General features: G+C 61.8%; 16 protein-coding genes. All 16 read right to left on the bottom strand.

All coding sequences use genetic code 11. The annotated features are described in order from the left end of the window. Positions 1–3: 3 nt before the first annotated feature. The 16 genes from acpS to fabD all read right to left on the bottom strand — a co-directional run bounded on the left by acpS (position 4) and on the right by fabD (position 14,194). Positions 4–405 carry a holo-ACP synthase gene (gene acpS / locus AC0V2Y_RS12155; protein ID WP_475415307.1) on the bottom strand — a complete coding sequence of 134 codons (402 nt, stop codon included), beginning with the start codon at positions 403–405 and terminating at the stop codon, positions 4–6. 22 nt (positions 406–427) lie between these two features. After that, positions 428–1,189, bottom strand: a complete 762-nt coding sequence (gene pdxJ, locus AC0V2Y_RS12150; RefSeq protein WP_475415306.1) for a pyridoxine 5'-phosphate synthase — start codon at positions 1,187–1,189, stop codon at positions 428–430. Positions 1,190–1,238: 49 nt separating this feature from the next. Further along, positions 1,239–2,102 carry a DNA repair protein RecO gene (recO, locus tag AC0V2Y_RS12145; RefSeq protein WP_475415305.1) on the bottom strand — a complete coding sequence of 288 codons (864 nt, stop codon included), beginning with the start codon at positions 2,100–2,102 and terminating at the stop codon, positions 1,239–1,241. A gap of 28 nt (positions 2,103–2,130) precedes the next feature. After that, a complete protein-coding gene (era, locus tag AC0V2Y_RS12140; protein ID WP_076566641.1) occupies positions 2,131–3,033 on the bottom strand; it encodes a GTPase Era in 903 nt (300 codons plus the stop codon). Between the two features lies 1 nt (position 3,034). Next, the gene (gene rnc / locus AC0V2Y_RS12135) at positions 3,035–3,850 is read right to left on the bottom strand and encodes a ribonuclease III (RefSeq protein ID WP_436495046.1); all 816 of its coding nucleotides are present in this window, start codon (positions 3,848–3,850) and stop codon (positions 3,035–3,037) included. A gap of 92 nt (positions 3,851–3,942) precedes the next feature. Next, the gene (gene lepB / locus AC0V2Y_RS12130) at positions 3,943–4,860 is read right to left on the bottom strand and encodes a signal peptidase I (protein WP_099400487.1); all 918 of its coding nucleotides are present in this window, start codon (positions 4,858–4,860) and stop codon (positions 3,943–3,945) included. Continuing rightward, on the bottom strand, positions 4,857–6,650 hold the full coding sequence (gene lepA / locus AC0V2Y_RS12125) for a translation elongation factor 4 (protein WP_475415304.1): 1,794 nt from the start codon (positions 6,648–6,650) through the stop codon (positions 4,857–4,859). The genes lepB and lepA overlap by 4 nt, the downstream gene beginning before the upstream one ends. Positions 6,651–6,967: 317 nt before the next feature. Further along, entirely contained in the window at positions 6,968–7,213 is a 246-nt protein-coding gene (locus tag AC0V2Y_RS12120; protein ID WP_475415303.1) for a glutaredoxin family protein, read from the bottom strand. Between the two features lie 54 nt (positions 7,214–7,267). Further along, positions 7,268–8,770, bottom strand: a complete 1,503-nt coding sequence (locus AC0V2Y_RS12115; RefSeq protein ID WP_475415302.1) for a DegQ family serine endoprotease — start codon at positions 8,768–8,770, stop codon at positions 7,268–7,270. A gap of 241 nt (positions 8,771–9,011) precedes the next feature. Beyond that, entirely contained in the window at positions 9,012–9,347 is a 336-nt protein-coding gene (locus tag AC0V2Y_RS12110; protein ID WP_475415301.1) for an RseA family anti-sigma factor, read from the bottom strand. A gap of 72 nt (positions 9,348–9,419) precedes the next feature. Continuing rightward, a complete protein-coding gene (rpoE, locus tag AC0V2Y_RS12105; protein ID WP_070223871.1) occupies positions 9,420–10,043 on the bottom strand; it encodes an RNA polymerase sigma factor RpoE in 624 nt (207 codons plus the stop codon). 66 nt (positions 10,044–10,109) lie between these two features. Further along, entirely contained in the window at positions 10,110–10,640 is a 531-nt protein-coding gene (locus tag AC0V2Y_RS12100) for a hypothetical protein (RefSeq protein WP_475415300.1), read from the bottom strand. 121 nt (positions 10,641–10,761) lie between these two features. Further along, a complete protein-coding gene (fabF, locus tag AC0V2Y_RS12095) occupies positions 10,762–12,012 on the bottom strand; it encodes a beta-ketoacyl-ACP synthase II (protein ID WP_326455852.1) in 1,251 nt (416 codons plus the stop codon). 29 nt (positions 12,013–12,041) lie between these two features. Further along, positions 12,042–12,281 carry an acyl carrier protein gene (gene acpP / locus AC0V2Y_RS12090; protein ID WP_008449912.1) on the bottom strand — a complete coding sequence of 80 codons (240 nt, stop codon included), beginning with the start codon at positions 12,279–12,281 and terminating at the stop codon, positions 12,042–12,044. 178 nt (positions 12,282–12,459) lie between these two features. Continuing rightward, complete coding sequence (fabG, locus tag AC0V2Y_RS12085; protein WP_035820245.1) at positions 12,460–13,203, bottom strand: 3-oxoacyl-ACP reductase FabG; 744 nt, start codon at positions 13,201–13,203, stop codon at positions 12,460–12,462. 49 nt (positions 13,204–13,252) lie between these two features. Then, entirely contained in the window at positions 13,253–14,194 is a 942-nt protein-coding gene (fabD, locus tag AC0V2Y_RS12080) for an ACP S-malonyltransferase (RefSeq protein WP_475415299.1), read from the bottom strand. Between the last annotated feature and the right edge of the window lie 8 nt (positions 14,195–14,202).

Below are 14,202 nucleotides of genomic sequence, written 5' to 3'. Positions count from 1 at the left end.
GGCTCATTCTTGCACTGCCTGTTCCACGATCACGAACGCGACCGCATATTCTTCTTCATCGCTGATGGTCACTTGCGCGCTCAGCCGATGTTGCACCATGAAGTCCGCCAGCACGCCGCTGCAGACGATCATCGGCTTGCCGCTGGGGTGGTTCAGCATCTGCGCGGCGGGCCACGTCATCGGCATGCGCAGGCCCAGGCCGATGGCCTTGGAAAACGCCTCCTTGGCCGCAAAGCGGGTGGCCAGGAAGCGCACGCCGCGCACGGCGTTCTTGGCGCTGCGGGCGCGGAACTTGTCCAGCTCCTGCGGTCCCAGTATCTTTTTGGCGAAACGCTCGCCGTGGCGCGCCAGGGCCGCCTCGATGCGGGGAATCTTGCAGATATCGGTGCCGATGCCGTAGATCATGCCGCCTCCTTGCTATCTATGATCAAGCCCGGTGGCCGAGGCGCGTGGCCACCATGATGGCCTTCATTTCGCGCACGGCATTTTCCCAGCCGACAAACACGGCATGCGCGACGATGGCGTGGCCGATGTTCAGTTCGGCGATATCGGGAATGGCGGCAATCGCTTGCACATTGGTGTAATGCAAGCCGTGACCCGCGTTGACCTTCAGGCCGCGCCCGACGCCGAACAGCACGCCCGCCTTGATGCGCTCCAGCTCCGCCTGCTGTTCCGCGCCTGCCGTATCGGCATAGCGCCCCGTGTGCAGTTCGATCACGGGCGCACCGAGTTCGGCGGCGGCGGCGATCTGCTGCTCGTCCGCATCGATGAACAGGCTCACGCGGATGCCCTCGCCTTGCAATTGCTTCACGGCCGCCTGCACTTCCTTGAAGTAGCGCACCACGTCCAGACCGCCCTCGGTGGTCACTTCCGTGCGTTTTTCCGGCACCAGGCACACGTCCGCCGGGCGGATGCGGCAGGCGAAGTCGAGCATTTCCTGCGTCACGGCCGCTTCCAGGTTCATGCGCGTGAGCAATTGCGGCGCGATGGCGATCACGTCCGCATCCTTGATGTGGCGGCGGTCTTCGCGCAGATGCAGGGTGATGGCGTCGGCACCCGCCTGTTCGGCCAGCAGGGCAGCGCGGACCGGGTCCGGATACGCGGTGCCGCGCGCATTGCGCAAGGTGGCCACGTGGTCGATATTGACGCCCAGGTCGATGACGGGGCCGGCAGGCTGCAAAAAGCTCATAGTGATGGTATCCGTAAAGTGCCGTAGCGCTGCAATGTAAAGAGCAGCACTACAGCTGCATTAAATCGATCAGTATCTGGCGCGTGTTCAAGGTGGCGCCCCCCAGTTGATGGGCCAGCAAAAAGCGCATCAGCAGCTTGCTTTGCGCCTGCGTGGCCACATCGAGATAATCTTCGCGCTCCATGTCGAGCAGGGTCTTGCCCGTGATCTTGGGCCAGGCGTCGGCGGCGCGCGCCGGGCGCGGCCCCCGTTCCGGGTCGACCACGTACACCTGCCCCGCTTCGACGGCCTGGCGCGTGCCCGTGCAGCGCGTCAGGTCGGCCGCCACGCCCGTTTCCTTGAGCAGCGCGCGCTCGAACTTGCGCAGCACGATGGGCGGCGGCTCATTGTGCGCCAGTTGATTCAAGGTGGCAACGTAGTGGTCGAACAGGACGGGATGCGGATCGTCGCGCGCCAGCAGTTTCACCAGCAATTCGTTCAAATAGAAACCGCACAGCAGGGCGGTCTTTTCCAGCGGCAACATGCCGCCCACCCATTCCGCGCCCGTCAGGATGCGCAGCTCGGACTTCCCCGTCCAGCCCGCCTGCAGCGGCTGAAACGTCTGCAGCACGCCGCGCAACTGCGAATGGGGCCGCTTGGCGCCCTTGGCGACGAGCGCGATGCGGCCGTACTCGCGCGTAAACACGTCGACGATGAGGCTGGTTTCTTTATGCGGGTAGCTGTGCAGCACGAAGGCGGGCTGGCCCGTGATGCGGCCGTCGCGCGCGGGCGGACGGCTGCGCCGTGGAGGCGCCGACGCAGGCGCTGCGGAAGGTGCGGCCGGCGGCGCGATGGCCGCCGGCGCGGGGACGGGTGCAGATGCAGCAGATGAAGCTGGCGCAGGATCGCGCTGCGCTGGCGTGGTGGTGCTCATGCGTGTAGCGTCGCCCCCGGGTTGCGGATTACTCGTAGCCGTAGGCGCGCAAGCCCGCCTCGTTGTCGGCCCAGCCCGACTTGACCTTGACCCAGATTTCCAGGTACACGGGGCCGCCGAACAGCTTTTCCATGTCCAGGCGGGCCTGGGTGGAGACTTCCTTCAGGCGCGCGCCCTTGTTGCCGATAATCATGGATTTATGCGTATCGCGCTCGACCAGGATGGCGGCGAACACGCGGCGCAGATCGCCTTCCTGCTCGAATTTCTCGATCAGCACGGTGCTCGTGTACGGCAGTTCGTCGCCCACGAAGCGGAACAGTTTTTCGCGCACGATTTCCGAGGCGAGGAATTTTTCGCTGCGGTCCGTGATGTCGTCCGGGCCAAAGATGGGCTGGTTTTCCGGCAAGAAACGCTTGATCTCGTTCTGCAAGCCTTCCAGCTGGAAATGCAGCTTGGCCGAGACAGGCACGATGGCGGCGAAGTCGCGCATGGCGGCGATCTTTTGCGCGAACGGCAGCAGCACGGCCTTGTCCTTCACGCGGTCCGATTTATTGATGACGAGGATGCACGGCACTTCCTTCGGCAGCAGGTCCATCACTTGCTGGTCGGCCGGACCGAAGGTGCCCGCCTCGATCACGTACAGGATGACGTCCGAGGAAATCAGCGTGTTCGTGACGGTCTTGTTCAGCGTCTTGTTCAGCGCGTTCGAATGGCGCGTCTGGAAGCCAGGCGTGTCGACGTAGATGAATTGCGCGTCCGGCAGCGTCTGGATGCCCGTGATGCGGTGGCGCGTGGTTTGCGCCTTGCGCGAAGTGATGCTGACCTTCGCGCCGATCAGCACGTTCATCAGGGTCGATTTGCCCACGTTGGGGCGGCCCACGATGGCGATATAGCCGCAGCGGAAGTTGTCGGGCATTTTGGTGGCTGTCATGCTAGTGTCGATTCTGTTTAGTGTGAGCGGCGATCGCTGGGGCAGCGGTGGCTTGCGCGTCGTCGCTCTGGATGGTGGCAATGCCGGCCAGCTTGAGCTGGGCGGCGCGCGGTTTGGGCTTGCGGCTGGCGGCAGGCGACTTCAACAGTGCCTGCTCGGCCACGTCCAGCGCCAGTTTGGCGGCGGCTTGCTCACCGGCGCGGCGGCTTCCGCCACGGCCGTAAACCTGGATATTCAATTTCGGCACCAGGCATTCGATCTCGAATTCCTGGCTGTGGGCGGCGCCGTGGGTGGCCACCACGTTGTACTGTGGCAGCGAAATTTTCTTGCTCTGCAGAAACTCCTGCAGCAGGGTCTTGGCATCCTTGCCCAGCGTTTGCGGATCGACCGAGTCGAGGATGGGGATATAGAACGCGCGGATCACCGTGCTGGCGGCGTCGAAACCCGTGTCGAGGAAGATGGCGCCCAGCAGGGCTTCCAGCGTGTCGGCGAGGATCGATGGACGGCGGAAGCCGCCCGATTTCAGCTCGCCTTCGCCCAGGCGCAGGAATTGCGACAGTTCCAGCTTTTGCGCGATCTCATACAGCGACTGCTGCTTGACCAGGTTGGCGCGCAGGCGCGACAGATCGCCCTCGTCGATGGACTTGAAACGCTCGTACAGGATGGAGGCGACCACGCAGTTGAGGATGGAGTCGCCGAGGAATTCCAGCCGCTCGTTATGCAAACTGCTGTGGCTACGGTGCGTCAAGGCTTGCTGCAACAGGCCAGCATCCTGGAACGTATAGCCTAAACGGGTTTGCAATAGCTGAAGATTCATTATTGTTTCTGTGTCATCTGAGTAATTCGGCTGGCCGCCGCGCGGGGAATCGGCGCGGCAGCCAGGGGCGGTCCATTACAGACCAGGCCGGCTTAGTGTATGCCGCCCACGCGTTTCGGATTGCTGAAGTTCATCCACACCAGGAAAGCCTTGCCGACGATGTTCTCGTTCGGCACGAAGCCCCAGTAGCGGCTGTCCGCGCTATTGTCGCGGTTGTCGCCCATCATGAAGTAATTGCCTTGTGGCACCACACACGTAAAACCGTCTTCGTTGTAGTTGCACGCCTCCTTGTGCGGGAAATCCTTCACTTCACGCAAGTTCAACGTGGGAGCGGGCTCGTCGTTGAGGATGCGGTGGCTCACGCCCGTCAGGTTTTCTTCCAGCTGCTTGTGGTAGACCGTGCTTTCGTCATCGAGGTAGTCGTCCAGCGGGGTGTACGCCACTTCCTTGCCGTTAACCGTCAAGCGCTTGTTTTCATAGGTGATTTTATCACCGGGCACACCGATCACGCGCTTGATATAGTCTTGCGACATATCTTTCGGGTACTTGAACACCATCACGTCGCCGCGCTGCGGATCGTTGACTTCAATGATGCGCTTGTTGACGATCGGCAAACGAATGCCATAGGTGAACTTGTTGACCAGGATCAAGTCACCGACCAGCAAGGTCGGCACCATCGAGCTCGACGGGATCTTGAACGGCTCGTACAGGAACGAGCGCAGACAGAACACCAGGGCGATGACGGGGAAGAAGCTGCCCGAATACTCGACCCAGGTGGGCTGGCGCAACAGGGCCGCCTCGATGCTCGCGCGGCTGCCGCCCGCATCGGACTTGATGCCCTCGGCGGCCAGCTTGGACTGGCGCGCATCGAACTCGGCCAGGGCGCGGTCGGCCGCCTTGCGGCGCTGCTTGGACAGATAAAACACATCCAGGCACCAGACCAGGCCCGTCAGCACCATCAGCACGAACAGGATTAAAGCGAAATTTCCTAAGATCACTTGCAGGTTCATTTATCGTCCACTTGTAAAATTGCCAGGAATGCTTCTTGCGGGATTTCCACGGAACCCACTTGCTTCATGCGCTTCTTGCCCGCCTTTTGTTTTTCCAGCAATTTCTTCTTGCGGCTGATATCGCCGCCATAGCACTTCGCCAGCACGTTCTTGCGCAGGGCTTTCACGTTCTCGCGCGAAATGATGTTCGCGCCGATGGTCGCCTGGATCGCCACGTCGAACATCTGGCGCGGGATCAGTTCGCGCATCTTGGCGGCCACCTGGCGGCCACGGTACTGGCTGTTCGAACGGTGGACGATGATGGCCAGCGCATCGACTTTTTCGCTGTTGATCAGCATGTCGACCTTGACCACGTCGGCCGCGCGGTATTCCTTGAACTCGTAGTCCATCGAGGCATAGCCGCGCGACGTCGATTTCAGGCGATCGAAGAAGTCCAGCACGATCTCGGCCATCGGCATTTCATACACCAGCTTGACCTGGCGGCCGTGGTAGCTCATGTCCATCTGGATGCCGCGCTTGGCGATGCACAGGGTAATCACGGAACCCACATATTCCTGCGGCATGTACAGGTTGACGGTGACGATAGGCTCGCGCACTTCCTCGATGCGCGACGGGTCCGGCATCTTCGACGGGTTGTCGACGTTGATCAGGCTGCCATCGCGCTGGATCACTTCATACACCACGGTCGGCGCCGTCGTGATCAGGTCCATGTCGAATTCGCGCTCGAGGCGCTCCTGCACGATTTCCATGTGCAGCAAGCCCAGGAAGCCGCAGCGGAAACCGAAGCCCAGCGCCTGCGACACTTCCGGCTCGTACATCAGGGCCGCGTCGTTCAGTTTCAGCTTTTCCAGCGAGTCGCGCAGCGCGTCGTACTGGTTCGCTTCCACGGGGAACAGGCCGGCGAACACCTGCGGCTGCACTTCCTTGAAGCCAGGCAATGGCTCGGCGGCGGGACGATTGGCCAGGGTGACGGTGTCGCCCACTTTCGCCGCTTTCAATTCCTTGATGCCGGCGATGATGAAGCCCACCTGGCCAGCGGAGAGTTGCGGCAGGGATTGCGAACGGGGCGAAAATACGCCGATGTCTTCCACCAGCTGCACCGAATCGGTGGCCATCAGGCGGATCTTGTCCTTTGGCTTCAGGGTACCGTTGACCACGCGCACCAGCATGACCACACCCACATAGGAGTCGTACCAGGAATCGACGATCAGCGCCTGCAGCGGCGCATCCGGGTCGCCCTTCGGCGGCGGCACCTTGGCGATCAGGGATTCCAGCACGTCCTGCACGCCCAGGCCCGTCTTGGCCGAGCAATGCACGGCGTCGCCCGCGTCGATGCCGATCACGTCTTCGATCTCGGCAATGGCGTTCGGCGGGTCGGCGTTCGGCAAGTCGATCTTGTTCAGCACGGGCACCACTTCCACGCCCAGGTCCAGCGCCGTGTAGCAGTTGGCGACCGTTTGCGCTTCCACGCCTTGCGACGCGTCCACCACCAGCAGCGCGCCTTCGCACGCTGAGAGCGAGCGCGACACTTCATAGCTGAAGTCGACGTGGCCCGGCGTATCGATCAGGTTCAGGTTGTAGATCTGGCCGTCGCGCGCCTTGTAGTGCAGGGCCGCCGTTTGCGCCTTGATGGTAATGCCGCGCTCGCGCTCCAGATCCATCGAATCGAGCACCTGCGCCTCCATCTCGCGGTCGGACAAGCCGCCGCACAATTGAATGATGCGGTCAGCCAAGGTCGATTTACCGTGGTCAATATGGGCGATGATGGAGAAGTTGCGTATGTTGTTCATTAACTAATATAAGTGCGAAGTTGACGACACTGCTTTAACAGGAATCAGGGGGATCATGTCCGGGCCAAACAGGGCCAAAACCAGGCGCCCCACTCATGATGAAAAAAGCGCTCCGAGCAGGACATCTGCATGCCCAGGCGAGCGCTTTTGAAGCGACAGAAGCTGCTGCCTCGGACAGTAGCTTTTTCGACCTCCCCATTTTACCGGATTTCAGAGTAGAAAGCCCGTCTTATGAGGCCGGCACCGGGGCAAGCCGACATTTTCGGCTGTTTTCAGCACCAGAATGGTGCATTGCAGTGTCAATATTGGCAATTAAGCTACACCAGGCAGCGCCGCACGGCCGCCTCGTCGAGAAAATAATGACAGAGTTCGGGCTGCGCCAAGTCGCCAAACAGCACCGGCACCAGCTCGTCGAAACGGGCCAGCAGCGTGGCATCGGGCGAGGCATCGATATCGATCACGTCCACCGTGAACGGTTTTTCAGGTGGCTGCAGCAGGAGCAAGGCGTCGAGCATGTCCTGGCATAAATGGCAATAACTGCGGGAATAGAGGGTGAAGTGCATGAAGAAAGGGGAAAGGCATCCCTGCCGGAGCCGGGATGCGGGTGAATCAGCAACTTACTTGGCCGACGGACGCAGCGAAACGAATTGCGCCGTATCGCCACGGCGCACCAGCACGGCCGACGATTTCTTCGGATCGAGCTTGGCCACCAGGGCATTGAACTGCTTGGCATCTTTCACGGCAACATTATTCAATTGCAAGATCACGTCGCCAGGCTGCAGGCCGGCCAGGGCCGCCACGCCATCGGCATCCTCGACCAGCACGCCGGCGTCGATCTTCAATTCCTGCTTCTTCGCGGCCGGCACGTCGCTGACCTTCAGTCCCAGCGCATTGACGGCTTGCGCTTCCGGCTCCCTGGCGCCCTTCTTCGCCGTTTTCTCGCTTTCCAGCTCGACGACGGTGACGGGAATGTCCTGCTGCGCGCCCTTGCGCCAGACGGTGACCGTGGACTTGCCGTTGACGGCGGCGCCGCCCACCAGGCGCGGCAGGTCGGACGAACGCTCGATCGGCGCGCCGTTGAATTTCAGGATGATGTCGCCCGGCTTGATGCCCGCCTTGTCGGCCGGACCGCCCGGCTCCACCATCGACACTTGCGCGCCCTTGGCGTTCGGCAAGCCCAGCGATTCCGCCACATCCTTGCTCACCTCGCCGATCTGCACGCCGATGCGGCCGCGCACGACCTTGCCCGTCTTTTTCAGCTGCTCGCCCACGCGCATGGCTTCATCGATGGGCACGGCAAACGAAATGCCGTTGTAGGCGCCGGACAAGGTGGCGATCTGCGAATTGATGCCGATCACTTCGCCGCGCATATTGATCAAGGGACCGCCCGAGTTGCCGGGGTTGACGGCGACGTCGCTCTGGATCAGGGGCAGGTAGTCGCCCGTATCGCGCGATTTGGCGGAAATGATGCCGGCCGTCACCGTGTTTTCCAGGTTGAACGGCGAGCCGATGGCGATGACCCACTCGCCCACGCGTATCCTGTTCGAGTCGCCGATGGTCAGGCGCGGCAGGTTGCCGCCCTCGATTTTCAGCAGGGCCACGTCGGTGCGCGCATCGGCGCCGATCACCTTGGCCTTGAATTCGCGCTTGTCCGTCAGGGTCACGTAGACCTCATCGGCGCCATCGACCACGTGGGCATTGCTCAGCACGTAGCCATCGGCCGAGATGATGAAGCCGGAACCGACGCCGCGTTGCACTTCCTGTTCCTGCGGCACGGCGCGGCGGCCGCCGCGCGGCGCCTGCTGGCGCGGGGTCGGCATGGCGCCGCCGAAGAAGCGGCGCAGAAATTCCTGCATTTCCTGCTCGTCCTGGCTACCGGCGCCAGCGCCGGGGCCGCCCATTTTCAGGCGCTCGGTGGTGCGGATATTCACGACGGCGGGGCCGACGGCGTCGACCAGGTCCGAGAAATCAGGCAGCTTCACAGCCGGCACGGCGGCCTGCGCCTGCGGCGCCAGCCCCAGCATGGCGGGAGCCAGAAACACGCCAGCGGTACCGAACAATAAGGCGGAAAGCGTCTTCACGGAAAACGACTTGCTGGCGGCACACATGTTTTTTTTCATGGAAAGGATCTCTTCGAAGATATAAACGGATCAAAACGCGGATCAGGCGATTGCCTGCGTGCATGATTTGGCCACAATGACGGCACCTCAGGGACATCCACACCCGGCAGCGCGCATGGCAGCAACAATATATCGCAAAAGCAAGATATTGCCTGCACACAGTGTCAATCGTACCGAAGTCCAGTGTCAAGAGGGTGACGCGGGCGTTAAGCCTGGCATAAGATGGAAAGCAGCCCTGGCGCTAGCGCTGCGCCAGCGGTCCCGCCTCCAGCGGCTCGGCCGCACCGGTCGGCACGATGGCGGCGGACAAGGGCAGCACCGGCTCCGCATGGGCAACCGGGTCCTCAGGCGCCGCCTCGGCGGCCAGGCGGCTGGCCAGGCGCCCGTCGAACTGGGCGCTCAGCGCGTGGCCGCACTCCTCCGAGCGCAGCACGTCACCGATATGGCGATAGGCATTCCAGGCTTGCCGCCCCGATGGCGTATCGAGAGCGGCAAAAGCCAGTTCGAGTTCGCTCGCCGCCAGCTCGCCATCGGCCAGCGCGGAAATAGTCTCGTGCAATCGTGTATGCGTATCCATGATGGGTCCTGCCATTTCAAGAGGATCGGTGCGAAAACCGGACGCAGCCATGCCAACCTCATACTCCTCAGATTACCAGCGCTTGTCAATCGGCATGTCCAACAACGGTTTCAATTTCTCCGCAATCACTTCGCGCGCACGAAAAATCCGGCTGCGCACGGTGCCGATGGGGCACGCCATGATCTCCGATATTTCTTCATAGCTCAGGCCCTCGATTTCGCGCAGCACGATGGCCGTGCGCAATTCGATGGGCAGCACATCCATGGCCGCATTGACGGTGGCCGCAATCTGTTTGCTGGCCAGCACCGATTCGGGTGTATTGTTGTCGCGCAATTTATTGCCATCATCGAAGGACTCCGCCTGCTCGGCGTCGGCATCGCTGGACGTGGCGGCGCGCCTCCCCTGCGTGACGAGATAATTCTTGGCCGTATTGATGCCGATGCGATACAGCCAGGTATAGAAGGCGGCATCGCCGCGAAAATGGCGCAGCGCCCGGTACGCCTTGATAAAGGTTTCCTGCACCACATCTTCGGCCTCCGCCGGGTCATGCACAAGACGCGACACGAGACGCATCAAGCGGCGCTGATATTTCGATACCAGCACATCGAATGCCCGTTTGTCGCCAGCCTGCACCCGCTCGACCAGTAACTGATCATACTCGCGCTCTGTCCTCACGCCCAATGTCCCTGTAGTCATGCAGCGTGGGCGCCTGTATGGATATAGAGTTGGCCCGCTGCAAGAAGTTCAGTGTTCATCCCACTTTTATTCTTCCCCACTCCGCGCCGCGATGGCCCGGCACGCCACGGCCAGCGGACGGAAGGCGGGGCAACTGCCGCCGCGCTGCACCAGCACCTGCATGTGCCGCCCCGCAGCATCGGCCAGGCACAGCACCAGCAGCGACGGCCACAGGGTCGAGCCCGGCAACAGGCGCAGCCCTGACGGCGGCGCCAGCCCCGCGCCGGCCGGCACCGCCAGCCCGGCGGCATCCGTCCGCGACGTCCCGCCACGCTCCAGATATACCGCCAGCCGCAACTGGCCGACCGGCGAAATATCAAGCGCCAGCGGCTTTCTGCGCCTGCGCAGCAAAGCCAGCAAAAACACACCGCCAGCCGCACTCAGCACTGCACCGGGCCAGCCCAGCGCATAGCCGCCCACCAGCTGGGCAGGCACCGCCGCAGCGCGCCACGCGCCGCTCAAGGGCCAGGCGGCGAGCAAGGCACACAGTCCCAGCACCGCTTGCAACAGGCGCAAACAGACAGGCGTGCGAATGACAGCCGCTACCGCGATCGACATACTTCATGGAAAAAAAAAGGCGCGCCGGCACCATGCCGGGCAAATTCAGGCGCCAACGAACGTTGGCGCCGAATCAGCGCTCACTACGATTTGACCGTAGCGAGCGCTTGAAAGTTCCTGCTTATTTCGCTTTACCGAAAATCAGCGTGCCATTCGTTCCGCCAAAGCCGAACGAATTCTTCACTGCATAATCGATCTTCATGTCCCGCGCCGTGTTGGCGCAGAAATCGAGATCGCAAGCCGGATCCTGGTTGAAGATGTTGATGGTCGGAGGCGACACCTGATGGTGCAATGCCAGGACCGTAAACACCGCTTCCAGACCGCCCGCGCCGCCCAGCAAATGGCCCGTCATCGACTTCGTCGAGTTGACGACCAGATTCTTGGCGTGCTCGCCGAAGGTGCGTTTGATGCCCATCACTTCCGCCACGTCGCCTTGCGGGGTCGACGTGCCGTGCGCGTTCAGGTATTGAATCTGATCCGCGTTCAAGCCGGCGTTGTTGAGGGCCGCGATCACCGATTTGCTGCCGCCGCTGCCATCTTCCAACGGCGAGGTCATGTGATAAGCATCTGCGCTCATCCCGAAACCATGCACTTCGGCATAGATCTTGGCGCCACGGGCCACCGCGTGCTCGTAGTCTTCCAGCACCATGACGCCAGCACCCTCGCCCAGCACGAAGCCGTCGCGGTCGGCATCCCACGGACGCGATGCCGTTGCCGGATCGTCGTTGCGGGTCGACAAGGCGCGTGCCGAGGCGAAACCGCCCAGGCCCAGCGGCGACACGGTCGATTCGGCACCGCCGGCGATCATGACGTCGGCATCGCCGTACTCGATCATGCGCGCTGCGGCACCGATGCTGTGCAAACCGGTGGTACACGCCGTCACGATCGCCAGATTCGGGCCCTTCAGACCATATTTGATCGAAAGGTTGCCAGAAATCATGTTAATGATCGAGGCAGGCACGAAAAAGGGCGAGATACGGCGCGGACCGCGCTTTTCGTACTCGGACTTGGTTTCCTCGATCAGCGGCAAGCCGCCGATACCGGAACCGATGATCACGCCGATGCGCTCGGCGTTTTCCTCGGTCACTTCCAGGCCGGAGTCCTGCATCGCCTGGATGCCCGCAGCCATGCCGTAATGGATAAAGGTATCCATATGGCGGGCTTCCTTACCGGAGATGTAATCTTCGATATTGAAGCCTTTGACTTCACCGGCAAAATGCGTGGTGAATGGCTGTGCATCAAACTTGGTAATCGTGGCAATGCCGGATTTACCTTCAATGATTGCGCCCCACGCCTCGGCAATAGTATTGCCGACAGGTGAAACGCAGCCCAGGCCGGTAACAACAACACGACGGTTTTTAGAACGGCTCAAGCGATTCTCCTGAAGTCGGTCAGACAGGCTTAGGCCTTGACGTGTGCGGTGGCGTAGTCGATCGCCTGTTGCACGGTGGTGATTTTTTCAGCTTGTTCGTCAGGGATTTCCATTTCGAATTCGTCTTCCAGGGCCATGACCAGTTCCACGGTGTCCAGGGAATCGGCGCCGAGATCGTCGACGAAGGAGGATTCGATTTTGATGTCTGCTTCTGCAACGCCCAGTTGCTCAGCGACGATTTTCTTAACGCGTTGTTCGATATCCGACATGTTATGGCTCCAAAGTGTGTGTTACGGAAAGTGCGCGCATTTTATCAGGTTTGCGCGTCCGAATACTAATTTCGGTGTCTGCTGCTAATTCGACCGAAGCTGCTGCTAAAAGATGCGATTATAGACAAAAACGGCCGTTGAATCATGCCACAAACGCCCGCCCTGTCTAGCTTTCACATCAATTCATGTACATTCCGCCGTTCACGTGCAGGGTCGTGCCCGTGATATACGCCGCCTGCGGCGAAGCCAGAAAGGCCACCGCCGCCGCCACATCTTCCGGTTTGCCCAGGCGGGACAGGGGAATTTGCGTCAACAGGGCCGCGTGCTGCTCTTCGCTCAGGGCCTTGGTCATGTCGGTATCGATGAAGCCGGGGGCGATGCAGTTCACGGTAATGTTGCGGCTGCCGATTTCGCGCGCCAGCGCGCGGCTCATGCCTTCCACGCCGGCCTTGGCCGCCGCGTAATTCATCTGCCCCGGATTGCCCGACGAAGCCACCACCGACGTGATGTTAATGATACGCCCGGTTTTGGCTTTCATCATGCCACGCAGTACCGCGCGCGACAGGCGGCCGACGGCCGACAGGTTCGTCGAAATGACGCTGTCCCACTCCTCATCCTTCATGCGCATGGCCAGCTGGTCTTGCGTGATGCCCGCATTGTTAACCAGGATGGACAGGCTGCCGTAGGTTTTCTGCACCTCGTCGACGACAGCCGCGCAACGCGCCGCATCGGTCACGTTCAGGACCAGGCCCTTGCCCGCCACGCCTTCGGCGGCCAGATAATCGGTGATCGCTTGCGCGCCGCTTTCCGAGGTGGCGGTGCCGACGACGGTGGCGCCCTGCTTGCCCAGTTCGGTGGCGATGGCGCGGCCGATGCCGCGCGAGGCGCCCGTGACCAGCACGACTTGATTTGCTAAATTCATGAGTTTCCTTAAGAGCAACCGCGGCAGGCAGGCTGCCGCGATCTGATGTTTATTTGAGCTGCGTCAAAATACGTTCCAGCGATGCCTGGTCGACGATGGCGTCGCCCACCAGCACGGGATCGATGCGCTTGGCCAGACCCATCAGGACCTTGCCCGGACCGCATTCGATCACTTGCGTAATGCCGTCGGCTGCCACTTTCTGCATGGTTTCCACCCAGCGCACGGGGCTGGCTGCCTGACGCACCAATGCATCCTTGATGCCGGCGACGTCGTTGACGATGGCCACGTCGACGTTGTTGATCAGGGCGATCTGCGGCGCGGCGAACGTCAGGCCGGCCATGTACTCGCGCAGGCGGTCCGATGCCGGTTGCAGCAGCGACGAGTGGAATGGCGCGGAGACGGGCAGCTTCATGGCGCGCTTGGCGCCCTTGGCCTTGGCCAGTTCGCAGGCGCGCTCGACGGCAGCAGTGTGGCCGGCGATGACGACTTGCGCAGGCGCATTGAAATTGACGGGCTCGACCACGAGGGCCGGGTTTTCCGCCGCTGCTTCCGCACAGGCGGCGCGCACGTCGTCGTCTGACAGGCCCAGCACGACGGCCATCGTGCCCTGCCCCACAGGCACGGCTTCCTGCATGGCTTGCGCGCGGAAACGCACGAGCGGCACGGCATCCTTGAACGAGATCACGCCGGCGGCGACCAGCGCCGAATATTCACCGAGGCTATGACCGGCCACGACCGTCGGCACGGGGCCGCCGGCCGCCAGCCAGGCGCGGTAGAAGGCCACGGCCGCCGTCAGCATCACCGGTTGCGTGTTGGTGGTGAGATCCAGCTCTTCCTTCGGACCTTCGGCGATCAGCTTGCCCAGGTCGCATTGCAGGGCATCCGACGCTTCGGCGACGGTTTGCGCCACCACGGGGTTGCCGGCAAAACCATCGAGCATCGCAATCGCTTGCGAGCCTTGGCCTGGAAAAACAAATGCAAATTGTGTCATGTCGACTC

The organism is Janthinobacterium sp. BHSEK (assembly GCF_056174685.1).
This window is presented reverse-complemented; position numbering and strand designations above follow the sequence as displayed.

Coding starts and splice junctions, on each gene's coding strand:
- acpS (WP_475415307.1), bottom strand. CDS start 405: ATGATCTACGGCATCGGCACCGATATCTGCAAGATTCCCCGCATCGAG.
- pdxJ (WP_475415306.1), bottom strand. CDS start 1,189: ATGAGCTTTTTGCAGCCTGCCGGCCCCGTCATCGACCTGGGCGTCAAT.
- recO (WP_475415305.1), bottom strand. CDS start 2,102: ATGAGCACCACCACGCCAGCGCAGCGCGATCCTGCGCCAGCTTCATCT.
- era (WP_076566641.1), bottom strand. CDS start 3,033: ATGACAGCCACCAAAATGCCCGACAACTTCCGCTGCGGCTATATCGCC.
- rnc (WP_436495046.1), bottom strand. CDS start 3,850: ATGAATCTTCAGCTATTGCAAACCCGTTTAGGCTATACGTTCCAGGAT.
- lepB (WP_099400487.1), bottom strand. CDS start 4,860: ATGAACCTGCAAGTGATCTTAGGAAATTTCGCTTTAATCCTGTTCGTG.
- lepA (WP_475415304.1), bottom strand. CDS start 6,650: ATGAACAACATACGCAACTTCTCCATCATCGCCCATATTGACCACGGT.
- AC0V2Y_RS12120 (WP_475415303.1), bottom strand. CDS start 7,213: ATGCACTTCACCCTCTATTCCCGCAGTTATTGCCATTTATGCCAGGAC.
- AC0V2Y_RS12115 (WP_475415302.1), bottom strand. CDS start 8,770: ATGAAAAAAAACATGTGTGCCGCCAGCAAGTCGTTTTCCGTGAAGACG.
- AC0V2Y_RS12110 (WP_475415301.1), bottom strand. CDS start 9,347: ATGGATACGCATACACGATTGCACGAGACTATTTCCGCGCTGGCCGAT.
- rpoE (WP_070223871.1), bottom strand. CDS start 10,043: ATGACTACAGGGACATTGGGCGTGAGGACAGAGCGCGAGTATGATCAG.
- AC0V2Y_RS12100 (WP_475415300.1), bottom strand. CDS start 10,640: ATGTCGATCGCGGTAGCGGCTGTCATTCGCACGCCTGTCTGTTTGCGC.
- acpP (WP_008449912.1), bottom strand. CDS start 12,281: ATGTCGGATATCGAACAACGCGTTAAGAAAATCGTCGCTGAGCAACTG.
- fabG (WP_035820245.1), bottom strand. CDS start 13,203: ATGAATTTAGCAAATCAAGTCGTGCTGGTCACGGGCGCCTCGCGCGGC.
- fabD (WP_475415299.1), bottom strand. CDS start 14,194: ATGACACAATTTGCATTTGTTTTTCCAGGCCAAGGCTCGCAAGCGATT.